The sequence below is a fragment of the Bacteroidia bacterium genome (genome assembly GCA_027493955.1).
GTDB lineage: Bacteria > Bacteroidota > Ignavibacteria > SZUA-365 > SZUA-365 > JAOSJT01.
This window is the reverse complement of the sequence record JAOSJT010000001.1, coordinates 2172416-2188003: the sequence shown is the minus strand read 5'-3', so window position 1 is coordinate 2188003 and position 15588 is coordinate 2172416. Positions and strand designations below refer to the sequence as shown.

Sequence of the window (15588 nt, the reverse complement as noted above, 5' to 3'; positions counted from 1 at the left end):
CTGCATTCGTGCTCTTTTTCATACAATGTCTATCGGCGCAACCGCGGCCCTTCCCGCAGCTGTGGCCTTCTTCTTCCTTGCCACATGCGGGCTTCGTGTCTGCGGTATCCCCTGCGCCGGGCGATCTGATCGTGGGATTTCCGAATCCGAACGAAGTGCGGGAAATTTCCTCTGAGCTCGCTGTGGAAGGAAATATTATCGTGCTCAATAACGGACGTCTGAGCATCAGAAATACGACTGTGCGTCTGTCCGGAAACATCCAACTGCTGAACAACGGGAAACTCGAGGTGATTGACGGCAGATTGGAGCTCCGTCAGGATTATTTGTATCATCGCTCTGTCGCGCTTTTCAACACATCGTCTCTCTGGCTCGCCAACAGTACGCTGGATATGGGAGGCTACAATGCCGGCTGTCTGGCGACGGACTCCGCGGCTCTGCGTTTCGACGCTTCGTCGCTCGCCTCGGGAGTGATGACCACCACGCTGCGCGCCCGTGCGATGGTTGATGCAGCAGGGAGCCAGCCGCTGGGGGAGATGCTGTTCTTCGATTCCAGCCGCGGCTCGTTCAATAATTGTTCCTTGTTGCTCAGCTGGTTTGTGCTTCCACCGGCATCTCTGCTACGCGGTTCGCTTCCCGGCCGTATTGTGAATGATGCATGGGTGTTTCCCGATGCCATGCGCACCGCGTCAGGTATCGGGGCCCGGGTACGCTATGAGAATTGTGTTGATCTCGCCTGGGCGATGATGACTATGCAAGGATGCGACGCCGTGATCGAGGATAGTGACCTTCTGGCCATGGGAGCGATATTCAGCGGAAGCGGAAACAGTGAGATCAGCGGTCTGGTGAACGGTGTGACGCATACGAGTTACCCGTTCCCGACCGTGGATCGCTCGGTGCGACTCGATCGGACGCGTGTCGGCGCATGGAATCTCTACACCTTCGGATCAGGGGAATTGACGATCAACAACTCGGTATTCGGCGAGGTCATCTCTTTCGAAAACAGCAGTGTCGTGGTCAACAACAGCATCTGCGACGGCAGCGGCGGCTACATCGGGAGCATGGATGATTCCCGTATGCAGGTGGTGCAGTCCTCTGTGCGCGCGCCTGTGATTTCGCGTCATCGAAGTCAGTTGCTCACCATTCTTACCACCCTGCAGGGAAACGTGGCGCATGCGGCGGACAATAGTGTTCTCGCATTGCTGCACAGCGGGTTCACTGCTCTGCCGAGCGTGGATGCCGGCGCTGTCGCGGCGGTGGTCGGAATTGACGATCCGTCGCAGGCGCCCGTCAACGCCCTGGTGCCGGTGTACGGTACCGTGCGCTTTATCCCTGGCGCGGACGTGCCGCTCTCCTTTGTCTCGTTCTGGCTGGACGGTATTCGCGTCGAGGATCCCGATGCGCCTTTCCCTGTTTCTCCGCCAAGTATACGACAGCGGTATCGCGATACATTGTGCATCTGGAATACCGCCGGGCTGCTGCCTGGGGATCACGCGCTGCGTGTGCACATGCGGCTCAGTAGTGGCGATACCATCGTCGTTCCCTGGGCGGTGCGTCTCACCGTGAATACCACGGTGGAAGCGGTCGCCGTCGCAAACGGGCTGCGAGTATCGGGCCCGGCCCCCAATCCTTCACGCAGCGGCGATGCTCCGTTGTTGACGGTCCATGCGGATGACCAGCGTTCTTCCATTCTCCTGCACATCTACGACGGTGCGGGCAGACGCGTACAGCAACACGTCGTGTCGCCGGGGCAATCCATGCGGGTGAATACAAACGGCTGGGCCCGGGGTCGCTATCAGGTACTTGCGGTGCAGGGTGGACGCTCCACCGGAACAGCGCTCATCGTGCGCTGACGGCTGTGCGACGCGCACCCGCGCCTTCGCGCCCTGCAGTGTTTCCGTAGACCGGCGTAGACTGCGGTGATCGCATACCATACTCTGCGAATGCAGTACTTTCCCATAGCTGCGATGCAGTGCAGCAGGACGCCGCTTCGCGTATGCACATCGATGCACGGTGCAGACCCTACTTATGTCGAATCCTGTTTGAACATACACGTCGGAATTGAACATGGAACTTACCATCGTCCCCATCGAAAAACCCGAGGATATGAATTTCATTCTCGGGCATTCGCATTTCATCAAAACCGTGGAGGATCTGTACGAGGCCATCGTGCAAACGGCCCCCGCAATGAAATTTGGTATCGCTTTCTGCGAGGCATCGGGAAAAGCCCTGATCCGGCACGCGGGGAATGACGCAGATCTGACGGACCTCGCGGTGAAAAATGCATGGGCCCTGTCAGCCGGTCACAGTTTCATCATCATGCTGCGGGAGGGCTTCCCCATCAATATTTTGAACACCGTGAAAATGGTTCCGGAGGTGACGCGCATTTTCTGTGCGACGGCGAATCCGACACAGGTGATCCTCGCGGAAACCGGGCAGGGCCGCGCGATACTCGGTGTGGTGGACGGCATGAAATCGCTTGGCATCGAGAATGAGAATGACGCCGCGGATCGCAAGCATTTTCTGCGGGCCATTGGCTACAAATTCTGAGACACGTCTCCCCTCGGCGCATGGTTGCCGGATGAGCAGGAAAATGCTAGCTTTCGGACTGGCATCAGGTGTATGAAATTTCCAGCATCATCCATACTTGTCATTCGCATGAGCGGCATCGGCGACGTCCTCTGGACCACGCCATTGCTGGCCAATCTGCGTAGGGCCTATCCCGCAGCGCATATCGCCTACGTTGTGCGTACAGCGAGCGCTCTCGTACTGGAAAACAATCCCCATATCGACGAAGTCATCCTTTTCGAGAGCGAGGATCTGGTCTGGCAGCTCGGTTTCCTCGCACGTCTGCGCAAACGGCGTTTCGATTTGAGCATCGATCTCATCTGCTCTCCGGCCACCGCTATTCAGTCCGTCGTGAGCGGGGCACAGACCCGCATCGGATTTGATTTCCGGGGGAGGAAATACCTGTACAATCATCGCCTGTCCGCACGCGCGGCAAACCATGGTCATGAGGTGGAGTTCAATCTGTTTCCGTTGCAGTACATGGGGATTCCCGTGACCACACGGTCGCTGGTGTGGAAGGTCTCCGCGCGTGAGGAGGAACAATCGGAGGTGACTTGGCGCAGTATCGGATTCCCGCGCGAAGCTCCGGTCGTGGGGATCATACCGACGGGCGGGTATGCTTCGAAAAAGTGGCCGCTCGAATACTGGCAGGAATTGGTCGGGCTTCAATCGCTTCAGGATCTTCAATTTCTGATATTCTGGGGAAACGACACAGAGCATGCTGATGCGCAGCGTATCGCATCAGTCTCCTCCGCTCGTGTCTGTGTCGCGCCCGCATCTACTCTCCGACAGTCGGCGGCGCTCATGCAGCGTTGCCGCGGCATTGTCGGTAACGACAGCGGTCCTTTGCACATCGCCACCGCGCTGCAACTCCCGGTCGTTGCACTGTACGGGCCATCGCGTCCGGAGAGTCAGGGGCCATGGGGTGAACGTGCTGTGGTGTTGCAGGCGGACGACGTAGACGCTGTGTGCTGTCGTCGTGTGGATTGCCCCGATCCTGTCTGCATGAAGGGCATCGCCCCGGCGCGCGTCGCACAAGCGTTGCTCGCGGAGCTCGCGTCCGCGGAGAGCGCATGAAGCAAGCACCGGCAGTATCCCTGATTGTCGCGGTCTACAACAAACCGCGAGAACTGCGCCTGCTTCTTCAGGCCGTAGCGCGGCAGACGTGGACGGACTTCGAACTGATCGTTGCCGACGATGGTTCGGGACCTGAGATAGCCTCTGTCATCGCGGAAATGCGTCCTGCACTGCCCTTTTCCGTGGAGCACGTCCGCCATGAAGATAATGGATGGAGAAAGAACAGAATATTGAATGCGGCGATACGCAGCTCTTCGGGAGAGTGGCTGGTGTTCATCGACGGCGATTGTCTTCCGCATCACCGTTTTCTCGAGGATCATGCCCGGCATCGCAGCGAAGACGCCATTTTGTGCGGACGCAGAGCGGAGATGAGCGCGCGTTGGTCCGCGGCGCTGACGGAGGAGCGCGTGCGCAGCGGTCGCTTCGAACGTCTTGGGCTGCGGGAGCTGTGGGAGGGCGTGCGCGGGAGATGTGTGCGTATCGAGGAAGCGTTTCGCTTTGAAAGTCCGGTGATCAGAAACATATTGCACTCATCGGTCCGAGGTGTGCTCGGGAGCAATTTCTCCGTGGCACGCCAGCACCTGTTTGCGGTAAACGGCTTTGACGAAGAGTACGATGGACCCGGTTTTGGCGAAGACAGCGATCTTCAGTTCAGGCTGGAAATACTGGGTCTTCGTTGCGTGTCGCTCAGACATTTGGCGATACAGTATCACATGCACCATCCGCTCACAGCCATACCCCGTCGGAGCGTGGAGCTGTTTGAACGCAGACGTGCAGATGGCCGCCTGCGCTGCAGGCTCGGATTGCTTCATGAGCCATAATATTCCGAACGCAAGAAACACGTGAAAACAGTCATCCGTATCCTTCGGTACGTCCTCCCCTACAAGCGAAATCTCGCGTTGTCGTCGGTGGCGATGTTTTTTTCCGTGATATTCAATATGGTGACCGTGATACTCATTATCCCGTTCATCAATATCCTGTTCGACAAAACGAGACCCACGCTGCAGGCGGTGCCCGCATTTTCCCTGGAGAACCTGAAGACATGGTCCTTCACGCAGATGAACAACCTCATGGCGTCGACGGATCCTGTCACTGCGCTCCGAACACTCTGCCTGCTTATCATCGGGGCGTTTGTACTGAAAAACGTTTTCCACTATGTACAGAGCTGGTTCATGGCACCCGCGGAACAGGGGATTATCCGTGATTTGCGGCAGAATCTCTATGAGCACATGAATCGTCTGTCGTTGAGTTATTTCACGGAGGAGAAAAAGGGCCTGCTCATGTCGCGCATTATAAGCGATGTGCAATTGGTCAACGATTCCGCGATCGCGGTGGTGAACAGTCTGTTTCGTGATCCTCCGCAAATTCTGGTGTACACCATCCTGTTGTTTGTGATCGACTGGGAGCTTACCCTGCTGGTGTTGCTGTTGATTCCGACCACGGGTTTTATTCTCACGCGGCTCGGGAATTGGGTGAAACGCGAAAGCGGGAAGCTCCAGGAATCCATCGCGCGCATCACCTCGGTGCTGGACGAAGGGCTGTCGAGCATGCGTATCATCAAGGCGTTCCGTACCGAGGCGTATGAAACAGGACGCTTCAGGAGGGAAAACGAGCAGTACTTCAGAACCTTCGTCAATATCAAACGCAGGAGAGAGATCGCATCGCCGATCACCGAGATACTCAGTGTGTTGGTCGTCGTCCTCATCCTGTGGTTCATGGGTGACAGCATTCTCACCGGCCGCAGTACCATGAGCAGCGGGGTGTTTGTGGCATACATCTTCGCCATGCTGCAAATGATGCAGCCGCTGAAATATTTCGGGCAGACCATCAACCAGATTGCCCAGGGGATGGCCGGAGCACAGCGGGTGTTCCAGGTGCTCGATATCGAGCCACGCATCACGGATAAACCGGGCGCCCTCCATATCGCTGGCTTCAAAGACCGCATCGTGTACGAACGCGTGCATTTTCGCTACGATACGGGAGAGGAGGTGCTTTCCGGAATCGATGCGGAAATCCGTGCCGGAGAAGTGATCGCCATCGTCGGGCCCAGTGGTGTCGGAAAAAGCACGATGGTCGACCTGGTACCGCGTTTCTATGACGTCACTGGTGGACGGATGCTCATCGACGGCACCGACGTGCGCGACATCAGCGTGCAATCCCTGCGGCGGCTGATGGGAATCGTCACACAGGAGACATTTCTCTTTAATACCAGCATACGGGAGAATATCGCCTACGGGGAGGACAATGCGCCGATGGATCGCATCATCGCCGCGGCGAAAGCGGCGAATGCGCATGAATTCATTTCCGAAACACCGCAGGGGTATGAAACAATTATCGGCGATCGCGGTGTCAAGCTGTCGGGCGGTCAGCGGCAGCGCCTCTCGATAGCGCGGGCGATATACAAGAATCCTCCGATATTGATTCTCGACGAAGCCACAAGCTCGCTGGACACGGAATCCGAGGTGCTCGTGCAGAATGCCATCGAGAACCTCATGCAAGGCCGGACGTCTATTGTCATTGCCCATCGCCTCTCCACCATCAAGCGTGCAGACCGTATCTATGTACTTGACACGAATGGCGTAGCAGAAGTGGGAACGCACGAGGAGTTGCTGTCCCGCGGCGGTCTTTACCACAAACTCTATCAGTTACAGTTTCAATTATGACCCCCGCCCGCTCCATGGATAGTGCCTGGCGTCACCTGCTCTTCTGGGCGGTGCTGGCGACCACCGGCGGCATACTGTTTTCCATGGCGCTGTCCTCGATCGCATTCGGTGTGTCCGTTATCATCTTTCTCGTGATGATTATCATGGCATGGCGCGGAGGACACGGAGCATCCCTGCTCCGGCCGAATGGCATGGAGTGGTACATTCTGGCGTGGATCGCAGCCGTGCTACTGATGGTGGTGTTTGCGCGCTACCCCGGGTCGGCGCTGGGCAGCGCCAAGCGCGCCCTCCTGATCAGTCTGGTGTATATGCTACCCGCCATGTTCGGCAGTCAGGCCGATGTACGGCGCTTCCTGCTCCTTCTTGCAGGCATAGCCGGCCTGCACTCACTGCTGAGCATCGTTCTTTTCGTTATCGGTGATGCGGCGCGTCTGGGCATATTTCAGCATTACATGACGGGCGGGGGTATACGGATGCTGTTGTTGTTGCTTCTGCTTCCGGTCGCGCTCGACCGGAATACGCCGCGGACGCAACGCATTGTGACCGCCATCGCGATGCTCTTCATCCTTTTTGCACTGGTCCTGACACAAACCCGCAGCAGTTGGCTGGCCTTCGGTGCGGGCGCGGTTTTTCTCGGAGTGATACGGTATCGCACACTATTACTCGGATTGGCTGTGCTGGCACTGGTTTTCTGGTTTGCCGCACCGGCGCAGTATCAGAACCGCATCACGCATATGTTCACCACAGACAGCAAACTGGTAGAGGGAGCGGCGGGAGACACCGAAGCCGTAGTCGGGAGCAACCGCAGTCGGCTGCGCATGCTGGAAACGGGGTGGCGTATGTTTCTTGACCATCCGATCACGGGCGTCGGAGACGGAGAGATGCATGCACTCTACCGCGAGTATGTGCCGGACGCGATCAAGGATGAAGGAGGTCATTTGCACAATACGTATATTCACGTTCTGGCCACGCATGGTGTTGTCGGCGGGGTGGCCTTGCTGCTGCTGTTCTTCGGTCTTGGACGGTGTTTTTTCCGCACCTACGTCAGGCATCGAGAGTCCATGCCGGGAACCATCGCGCTGGGCGCCATGGCCGCATTCATCGGTTTTCTGGTGAATGGTCTCGCCGAATACAATGTTGGCGACCATGAAATCGTCCTTATGCTGTGGATGATTGTCGGTGTGACAGTCGCTGCAGCGAGAACGGACGCATCACCTCCTCTCAAGGCAGTGCTATGAAAAACAGAACCTCAGCCGGCATACCCCTGTACTGTGATTTCAGCTGCGAGCATGCGTCGTTCAGCGATCCCTGTGCCGTGGGTGCCTGTCGGCGCGATGTAGGCGTGTGGTGCAACGCCGCCCGACGATACCATACGAAACATGCGCGCTGTCTGCTTCGGTCAGACACGCAGAACCCTTCGTTCGCAAGCACGACGGAAGGTGCGGGTAGCGGCATTGATCGCCGCGCCGACGAAGCGTCACAAAAAACATGACAAGAGCAGTCTGAATTCACTTGAAAAATCGCGTCTCATTTGCTATAATGGGCGCGGACGTGGACTGAAACGAAAAAACCATAGAACGCGATTCAAGCACTTATTCGGAGAAACAACGTATGATCTGGACAATGGAATTGGCCTCATGGCTCGACGATGCACCGTTCCCCGCGACGCGTGACGAGTTGGTCGATTATGCATCGCGCATCGGGGCACCGCTTCAGGTGATCGAGAATCTTCAGGAACTCGAGGATCCCGATGAAACCTACGAATCCATCGAAGACATCTGGCAGGATTATCCGGTAGACGAGGACTTTTTCTACGGCGACGAAGAGGGCGAAGACTACTGATCCGGTTTGGAATGCACTTCGTCCGGGTGCTCCGGTTCGATCATTACAGGTTGCCGGCCGAACTGCCGAAGGGGAATCCCAACTCATTACCGCGGGGTGATTCCGTGACACAACAATCCGGACGATGCGATACAGGCAGCGCAGGCATTATACCGCCGCTTCTCCGGCCACGGTTGTGGAGAGGACGTGTGCTGTTGTTCTGCATCAGCGCGGTTCTCGTTCTTTTATTGCCGTCGCAGGACGCCGGGGCACAACTCAAGATCACTGTTTTCGACTCCCTCGCGATTTCTTCCGTCCAATTTACCGGGAACAGCGCTGTCAGCGACCAGGAGTTTCTCTTGCGTATTCAGACGCAGGAAACTCCTGGTGCCATTGCATCCTGGTTGTATCGGGCTTTTGGTGACAGATTTCCGTTCGCCAAAGAACCACGCTTTTTCGACGAGCCGTTGTTCCAGGATGATTTGGACATCATCCGCCAGTTCTATAAGAACAACGGTTTTTTTGAAGCGCGTGTGGAAGGGGATTATGCGATAGAAAACGGCGGCGTGAATGTACGCATTCGTATCCACGAGGGCAGGGAATCGCGCATTGATTCCGTTGCATACCGGAATCTCCATCGGCTTCCCGAGCCGGTTCAGGAACTGATCGCGCGCGCTCCCTTACTTCGTGTGGGACAGCCCTATCGTGCCGACGATGTGGAAGCCGAACGGCAGCGTATTCTCGGCATTATGGCGGACAACGGCTTTCCGCGAGGATCATCCGACAGCGTACGCGTTGAGCGGAAGCTTTCGAATAACAACGTCATCGTCAAGCTGTCCTTCAGTCATGGCCGTCGGCTGTTCTTCGGCGAGGTGACGGAGATCATACGTGGCGAAGATGAACTCAATCTTGCGCGGCGGATCATCTATGATCGGCTGGATTTCGAAAAGGGCGAGACGTATTCTCGGACACGACAGATCAATGGCGAAATCAATCTGAACCGTCTGGATGTATTCTCCTCCGTGCAGCTCTCCCCGATGTTTCCGCCGATTACGGCGGAGAACGATTCTCTTGTACCCATCACGCTCGAGCTCACACCGCGACAACGCTTCGAGCTCGCTCCCGCGTATGTGCTCAACAATCAAATGCGCGGACTGACCACGGGCGGGGAAATTTCCTTCAGCATGAGAAATGCCTTCGGGGGGGCGCAGACGGTTTCCACGAAATTCAATCTGCTCGGACGTCTGCCGAATTTCACCGGTACCTATCAGGCCGGTCTGCAGCTGCTGTTCGATCAACCCTATCTGTTTTCCAACACGAATTCCGGTTTCGTCAGCGGCGCCTATACTCTTGTGGCGGAGCAGGACCTTGCAGAAGGTGCGATCCTTCAAATCGCCATAGGTGCCAAGCGATTCTTTTCCACCCGTCTTGTCGGGCAGCTGAGCTGGACGTACGAAATATCCGAATTCAGCGGCGACGCGAAGGCGCTGCTCGGGAGCAGGCTCATCGCCATAGATACGACGGAGACGATCAACTTCAGGAACTCGATTCGCGCGGTGAACCTGGAGTACGATTTGACGGACGATCTCTTCAATCCAAGCGCAGGGACAGCCTACAAGCTCCTGGCCGAAGAAGCGGGATTCCTCGAAGGCATTGGTGTGAGTCCTCTGCCGCAGGCCAATGAGGCCAAGGGAATCCGCTCTACGGAATACCTGAAGTTGGAAGGGACGGCAAAGTATTTCGCCGATCTGTCATCGAATCGTACGACGATTTTTGGATGGCGGGCGAGAGTCGGCGGTATTTTCCGTTACGGTCAAAGCAGGGAAGATAACTTACCCGTGCCCCCCAACCGTCGGTATTATGCAGGCGGTGCCAGCAGCGTGCGCGGCTGGACAGCACGCGAACTCGCGGCCGACACCAGCATCGCGTTCTTCGGGAGCAACGCCTTGGTGGAAATCAGCGCTGAACTTCGCTGGCATCTTTTCCCCCGAGCCAGAAACTGGCTGGATGGTCTCTGGTTTGTCGGCTTTGTAGACGCAGGGAATCTCTGGGAAGAGTTCGACAAAATCGCGGTGGAGCAAACGGCGCTTGCAATGGGTTTCGGTGTTCGCTATAATTTGTTCTTCGGACCGATACGCGTAGACTTCGGCCTGAAGGCCTATAATCCGACTTCTGAGCACCATAGATGGTTCTTCGAAAAACGGCTGTGGAGCGAGGTGATACGCAAAGGGGTGTTTCAGTTCAGTATCGGACATGCCTTTTAGCGAAGAGCGGAGGGCAGTTTAGAGTGAAGAGTAAAGAGTGAAGAGTAAAGAGTGAAGAGTGAAGAGTGAAGAGTGAAGAGTGAAGAGCACGTTCGTAAAAGATCCCTCGATATTATAGTGTTTCCGGACTTAGAAATATGAAATACAGATCGTCGCATCCCCTTTCGTACTGCACATACGTGCTCTCCGCTCTCCGCTCTCTGTGCTCTCCGTCTGCTCTCTGCTTCACCTCTAATCCGTGAGACCGTCCATGTCCTGGGATAGCATCATAAGTCAACAACGGGTAAAGAATCTTTTACGCCGCATGGTCGAACAGCAGCGCCTGCCGCACGCCCTGTTGTTTTTCGGGCCGGACGGCACGGGGAAGGACGCCATGGCTATCGAGCTGGCCCGTGTGCTCAATTGCGCCTCCGGGCTGCCTGATGCATGCGGCGTGTGCGCCAGCTGTCAGTCCATGGATACCCTGCGTCATCCACATCTTCGGCTGGTGTTCGCGCTCCCTTCCAAAGATGACGAAGCAGGTGCGTTGGACAAACTGACGGCTGACGAACTGGAGGAGGTGAATGCGCAAATAGACGAAAAAGCCGCAAATCACTATCACCACTTTTCCGTACCGAAAGCTTCCGGTATCAAGATCAGCAGCATCCGCGACATACGGAAAGAGGCGGCGTTTCGCGCCGAAGGACGCGGACGGACCGTGGTGCTCATCACCGAAGCGGAGCGTATGAATCCCAGTGCCGCCAATGCGCTGCTGAAAACGCTCGAGGAGCCCGGTGGTGATCTCCTGCTCATTCTGACCACCGCCCGCAAGGAAGCGTTGCTGCCTACCATCGTGTCGCGCTGTCAGAGCATACGCTTCGATCCGCTGCGTATGGAAGACGTCCGGAACGCCTTGATCAGCAGGGCCGGAATAGCCCCGGATGTCGCGGAAAATGCGGCGCGTCTGGCCAACGGAAGCTATGCCGCCGCTCTGGATCTGGCGGCGAGCGGCAATACGCTCGGTCGCGATGTACTCCTCGAGTACATACGCGCCGTGGTGCTGATGCATCCGGTGAAATTGCACACCTGCATACAAACCGTGATCGGCAAAGACGACCGGCTCGCGGCTATCCGCTTTCTCGTGTCTGTAGCCAGTTGGTTTCGTGATGTGATTGCCGTTATCGAACATGCCGGCGACCGCATGATCAACACCGACCTCAAAGATCCCATCGAGCGTTTTGCCGCACATTATCCCGATGTGCGCTGTTCCGATGCAATTGCGGAGATCGAGCGAGTCATTGAAATGATCAGGAAAAATGTGCATCTTGTGAACATGATGATCGTCCTGTCGCAACGACTCCGGAAATGTATCGTCAACCCTCTTCCCGGCCCGTAGAAAGGACCATCGATGACTTCCCCGCAGATAGATTCTCAGAGCAATACCGACAGAGACCCGGAGGTTCCGCTGGAGCTCCGCAAGCTCGACGATGCCGTCCTGGTGTTCACCAGCGACGAAGGTGAAGTCGGGGCCGCCCATCCTTCGGCCGGTACCCAGGCCGCCCATGATTCCTGCTGTCATGAGCGCGGCGCTTCCGAGGAAAACACTGCGACGTACATCGAATTAGTTTTCAAAGGTGAGCGTCGCGGGTATTATATCAATGAAACCGGCGAGCAATTCGAACCCGGTGACGCCGTCATCGTCGAAGCGGAGAAGGGTGTGGATCTCGGAGAGGTCGGCAGTCTTGGATCCACCGCCTTCATGAAAAGCCGGCTGCGTATGCGACCCTGCCAGGAGACACCGCGCAAGGTGCTTCGCCGTGCGACGGACGAAGACCTGCGCATCGTCGCGTTCCACCGTGATCAGGAAATGCTCGCATACGATATCTGTATCGAGAAAATCCACATGCTGGACTTGCCGATGAAGCTGGTTGATGTGGAATATCAATTCGACAGGAATCGGATAACATTTTACTTCACGGCCGACGGGCGTGTGGATTTTCGGGAACTGGTTCGCGAATTAGCGGCGGAATACCGTACGCGTATCGAACTCCGGCAGATCGGACCACGCGACGAAGCCAAACGCATGGGCGGCTTTGGCGTTTGCGGACGCGAATTATGCTGCAGTTCCTGGTTGGGGGTATTCGAACCCATCTCCACCGAAATGGCCCGCCTTCAGAATCTCTCACTCAACCCCTTCAAACTGGCCGGGCAGTGCGGCCGCCTCAAATGCTGCCTCAGCTACGAAGCGCAATTGTACGAGGAACTGCTCAAGCGCTTTCCCCCGATGGACTATCGTGTCTGCACGAAAAAAGGCGAGGGGACCATCGAAAAAATCGACATTTTCCAGGACGCCATATACGTGCACTATCCCGGTGAGAACTCATGGGACCGTATGACGCTCGACGAGCTGCATGTGCTTATGGAAGCCAGTGAGGAAGCAAAGAAAAAAGCCCCTGTGCGATAGGGGCTTTTTTTTTTTGCGGATTGCAGGGGATCGTGAGAAGGTGAAAAGGAAAAAAGGTGAAAAGGAAAAAAGGTAAGACGCTGCTTGCTCCAGATTCGTGCTGTGGTCTTGTGTATCTGTATAAACTCGAAGAATAAAAAAGGTGATGAGGTCTTGTACCTTTTCACCTTTTCACCTTTTTACCCTTTCACCTTCCCCATCCTTCACCTTAAACCGCACGAGACTATTTCTTCATCCAGCTCTGCCAGTACTCCTTCCATTCCACCTGCTCGGCTTCGGACGTGACGTACAGCGTGTTGGCGGTGTCGAGCATGACGGCGATTTCGTCGGTGCGTTTGAGGTTGTGCATGTTGGCCAGGGCCTTCGGATGCGGTCCGTGATGCACGCCGGTGGGATGCAGCGTCACCATGCCCGGCTTGATGTTGTCGCGGCTGAAGAAATTGCCTTCGTGATAGAACAGCACTTCGTCGTAATCGGTGTTGCGATGGTAAAACGGAATTTTCAGTGCGTCGGCATCTTCTTCGAGCGGACGGGGGAGGAAGGTGCAGACGACGGCGTTGTTCATCAGGAAGGTCGTGTGGGCCGGCGGCGGGAGATGAACGCGATGGCTCATCACCGGACGAATGTCGCGCACGTTGATTTTCCACGGGAAGAGGTCGCCCTTCCAGCCCACCGCGTCGAGCGGATTGAAAGGATAGCTGACGCTCGAAATGACACCTTCGCGCAACACGCGGATTTCATGCTGTTGGCCCGCGCGTTCGTCGTACTGCTCGGGCAGTTTCGGTACGGTTATGGCCGACAGATCGAACAGCGCATGTACGCCGATGAGCCCTTTCTGCGTGGCGTTCGGGATAGTGAGCTTCGGGAAGGCCTCGATGATGAGGAAAAAAGAGGACGGCGACGTGAGGTGTATTCTGTAGGTCGTCACTCGGGGAATGACGATGTAATCGCCCTTCTCGAAATGCAGCGTCCCGTAATCGGTTTCCATGAAGCCCTCGCCCTCGTGGACGAAGTACAGTTCGTCACCATCCGCATTGCGGAAATAGAAGGGCATGTCGGCGCTGCGGCGGGACACGGAAACCGCGACATCGTTATTGTACAGCAGGCGCGTTCTGCCTCCAACCGGATCGGCAAGATCCGATGGTTCTATCTGGGTGAAATCGAAGGCTTGCGGGCGCAGTGGTCCCTCGAAATTGTTCCAGTCCGTGGGCGGATGGACCCGGTAGAGATGCGAGACCGGGCCGAAGAAGCCTTCACGGCCGTGCTCTTCTTCGAATGTGCCTTCAGGGAGGGCGACGTGCGCCTGACGTGTATGTTTTCCTTGATGATACAGATACATGGCGGTCCTTCCGCGGGAATGAGAGGTGAAAATGGTGTGAGCGGCATGCGTCTGTGTGAACAGACGCATGCCGTCCGGGTTACATATTGCTGATCAATGCGTCGCCGAAGGCGGAGCACGCCACTTCCGTTGCACAGTCCATGAGGCGGGCGAAGTCGTAGGTGACGGTTTTCTGCGTGATGGTTTTGTCCATCGCGCTGATGATGAGGTCGGCGGCTTCGTCCCAGCCAAGATAGCGGAACATCATTTCACCGCTGAGTATGACCGACCCCGGATTGACCTTGTCGAGGCCGGCGTATTTCGGTGCGGTGCCATGCGTCGCTTCGAATACCGCGTAGCCGTTCTGATAGTTGATATTCGCACCGGGCGCAATTCCGATGCCGCCCACCTGCGCCGCGAGCGCATCCGAGATGTAGTCGCCGTTCAGGTTGAGTGTGGCGATGACGTCGTACTCGGCCGGACGTGTGAGGATCTGCTGCAGGAAGGCGTCGGCGATTACATCCTTGATCACGATGCCGTTGGGGAGCTGCATCCACGGACCGCCGTCGAGCAGGGTCGCGCCGAATTCTTTCGCGGCGTAGGCATAGCCCCAGTCGCGGAAACCACCCTCGGTGAACTTCATGATATTACCCTTGTGTACCAGCGTCACCGACTTGCGGTTTTTGTTGATAGCGTAGCGGATGGCCGCGTCCACCAGGCGCTCGGTACCTTCCTTGGACACGGGTTTGATGCCGATGCTGCTGCTCTCGGGGAAGCGGATTTTTTTCACGCCCATCTCGGATTGCAGCCAGGCAACGACTTTCTCCGCCTCGGGGGTGCCGGCCTGCCATTCGATGCCCGCGTAAATATCTTCGCTGTTCTCCCGGAAAATGACCATGTCGATATGCTCAGGATGTCTCACCGGCGAGGGGACGCCCGCAAAGTAGCGCACGGGACGCAGGCAGACGTAGAGATCGAGCATTTGCCGCAACGCGACATTGAGCGAGCGGATGCCGCCTCCGACCGGTGTCGTCAGCGGGCCTTTTATGCCGACAACGTATTCCTTGATCGCTTCAAGGGTGTCGTCCGGCAGCCAGACATTGTCGCCGTACGTCGCAACAGATTTCTCGCCGGCATAGATTTCGAACCAATGAATTTTTTTCGCTCCGCCATACGCTTTCTGGACGGCGGCATCCAGGACGCGCACCGAGGCGGCCCAGATATCGGGACCTGTCCCGTCGCCCTCGATAAAGGGGATGATGGGATCGTCCGGAACGACGAGCGTGCCGTTTTCGATACGGATTTTGTTTCCTGCAGCGGGAGGTACGAGTTTTTGATACGACATTCCAGTCTCCGGTATAAAAAAGATATGCGGTTGCTTGTCAGGTCCCTTTAGGGGGCCGATAATCACTTGATGCAGCGATTCCTGTTCAGGAT

General features: G+C 56.6%; 13 protein-coding genes. 11 read left to right on the top strand and 2 right to left on the bottom strand.

Annotated elements, in window-relative coordinates; translation table 11 throughout:
* Positions 1 to 95: 95 nt before the first annotated feature.
* The 11 genes from M5R41_08390 (at position 96) to ricT (ending at position 12833) form a co-directional block, all read left to right on the top strand.
* Entirely contained in the window at positions 96 to 1850 is a 1755-nt protein-coding gene (locus tag M5R41_08390) for a hypothetical protein (GenBank protein MCZ7556405.1), read from the top strand.
* 214 nt (positions 1851 to 2064) lie between these two features.
* Entirely contained in the window at positions 2065 to 2547 is a 483-nt protein-coding gene (locus M5R41_08385; protein ID MCZ7556404.1) for an adenosine-specific kinase, read from the top strand.
* A gap of 72 nt (positions 2548 to 2619) precedes the next feature.
* The gene (locus tag M5R41_08380; protein ID MCZ7556403.1) at positions 2620 to 3642 is read left to right on the top strand and encodes a glycosyltransferase family 9 protein; all 1023 of its coding nucleotides are present in this window, start codon (positions 2620 to 2622) and stop codon (positions 3640 to 3642) included.
* Positions 3639 to 4463 (top strand): glycosyltransferase, encoded by an 825-nt coding sequence (locus M5R41_08375; protein ID MCZ7556402.1) that lies wholly within the window; start codon positions 3639 to 3641, stop codon positions 4461 to 4463. The genes M5R41_08380 and M5R41_08375 overlap by 4 nt, the downstream gene beginning before the upstream one ends.
* 21 nt (positions 4464 to 4484) lie before the next feature.
* A complete protein-coding gene (locus tag M5R41_08370; protein ID MCZ7556401.1) occupies positions 4485 to 6305 on the top strand; it encodes an ABC transporter ATP-binding protein/permease in 1821 nt (606 codons plus the stop codon).
* Complete coding sequence (locus M5R41_08365) at positions 6302 to 7543, top strand: O-antigen ligase family protein (protein MCZ7556400.1); 1242 nt, start codon at positions 6302 to 6304, stop codon at positions 7541 to 7543. Before M5R41_08370 ends, M5R41_08365 begins: the two co-directional genes overlap by 4 nt.
* Positions 7540 to 7797 carry a hypothetical protein gene (locus tag M5R41_08360; protein MCZ7556399.1) on the top strand — a complete coding sequence of 86 codons (258 nt, stop codon included), beginning with the start codon at positions 7540 to 7542 and terminating at the stop codon, positions 7795 to 7797. Before M5R41_08365 ends, M5R41_08360 begins: the two co-directional genes overlap by 4 nt.
* Positions 7798 to 7916: 119 nt before the next feature.
* Positions 7917 to 8147: a DUF2795 domain-containing protein gene (locus M5R41_08355; GenBank protein ID MCZ7556398.1), complete on the top strand. Its 231-nt coding sequence runs from the start codon at positions 7917 to 7919 to the stop codon at positions 8145 to 8147.
* A gap of 188 nt (positions 8148 to 8335) precedes the next feature.
* Positions 8336 to 10390: a BamA/TamA family outer membrane protein gene (locus M5R41_08350; protein MCZ7556397.1), complete on the top strand. Its 2055-nt coding sequence runs from the start codon at positions 8336 to 8338 to the stop codon at positions 10388 to 10390.
* Between the two features lie 250 nt (positions 10391 to 10640).
* On the top strand, positions 10641 to 11765 hold the full coding sequence (locus tag M5R41_08345; GenBank protein MCZ7556396.1) for a DNA polymerase III subunit: 1125 nt from the start codon (positions 10641 to 10643) through the stop codon (positions 11763 to 11765).
* A gap of 12 nt (positions 11766 to 11777) precedes the next feature.
* Positions 11778 to 12833, top strand: a complete 1056-nt coding sequence (ricT, locus tag M5R41_08340) for a regulatory iron-sulfur-containing complex subunit RicT (protein MCZ7556395.1) — start codon at positions 11778 to 11780, stop codon at positions 12831 to 12833.
* 223 nt (positions 12834 to 13056) lie between these two features.
* Here the strand turns inward: ricT and M5R41_08335 are convergent, their stop codons facing one another.
* Positions 13057 to 14241: a homogentisate 1,2-dioxygenase gene (locus M5R41_08335; protein ID MCZ7556394.1), complete on the bottom strand. Its 1185-nt coding sequence runs from the start codon at positions 14239 to 14241 to the stop codon at positions 13057 to 13059.
* A gap of 10 nt (positions 14242 to 14251) precedes the next feature.
* Positions 14252 to 15496 carry an NADP-dependent isocitrate dehydrogenase gene (icd, locus tag M5R41_08330; GenBank protein ID MCZ7556393.1) on the bottom strand — a complete coding sequence of 415 codons (1245 nt, stop codon included), beginning with the start codon at positions 15494 to 15496 and terminating at the stop codon, positions 14252 to 14254.
* Between the last annotated feature and the right edge of the window lie 92 nt (positions 15497 to 15588).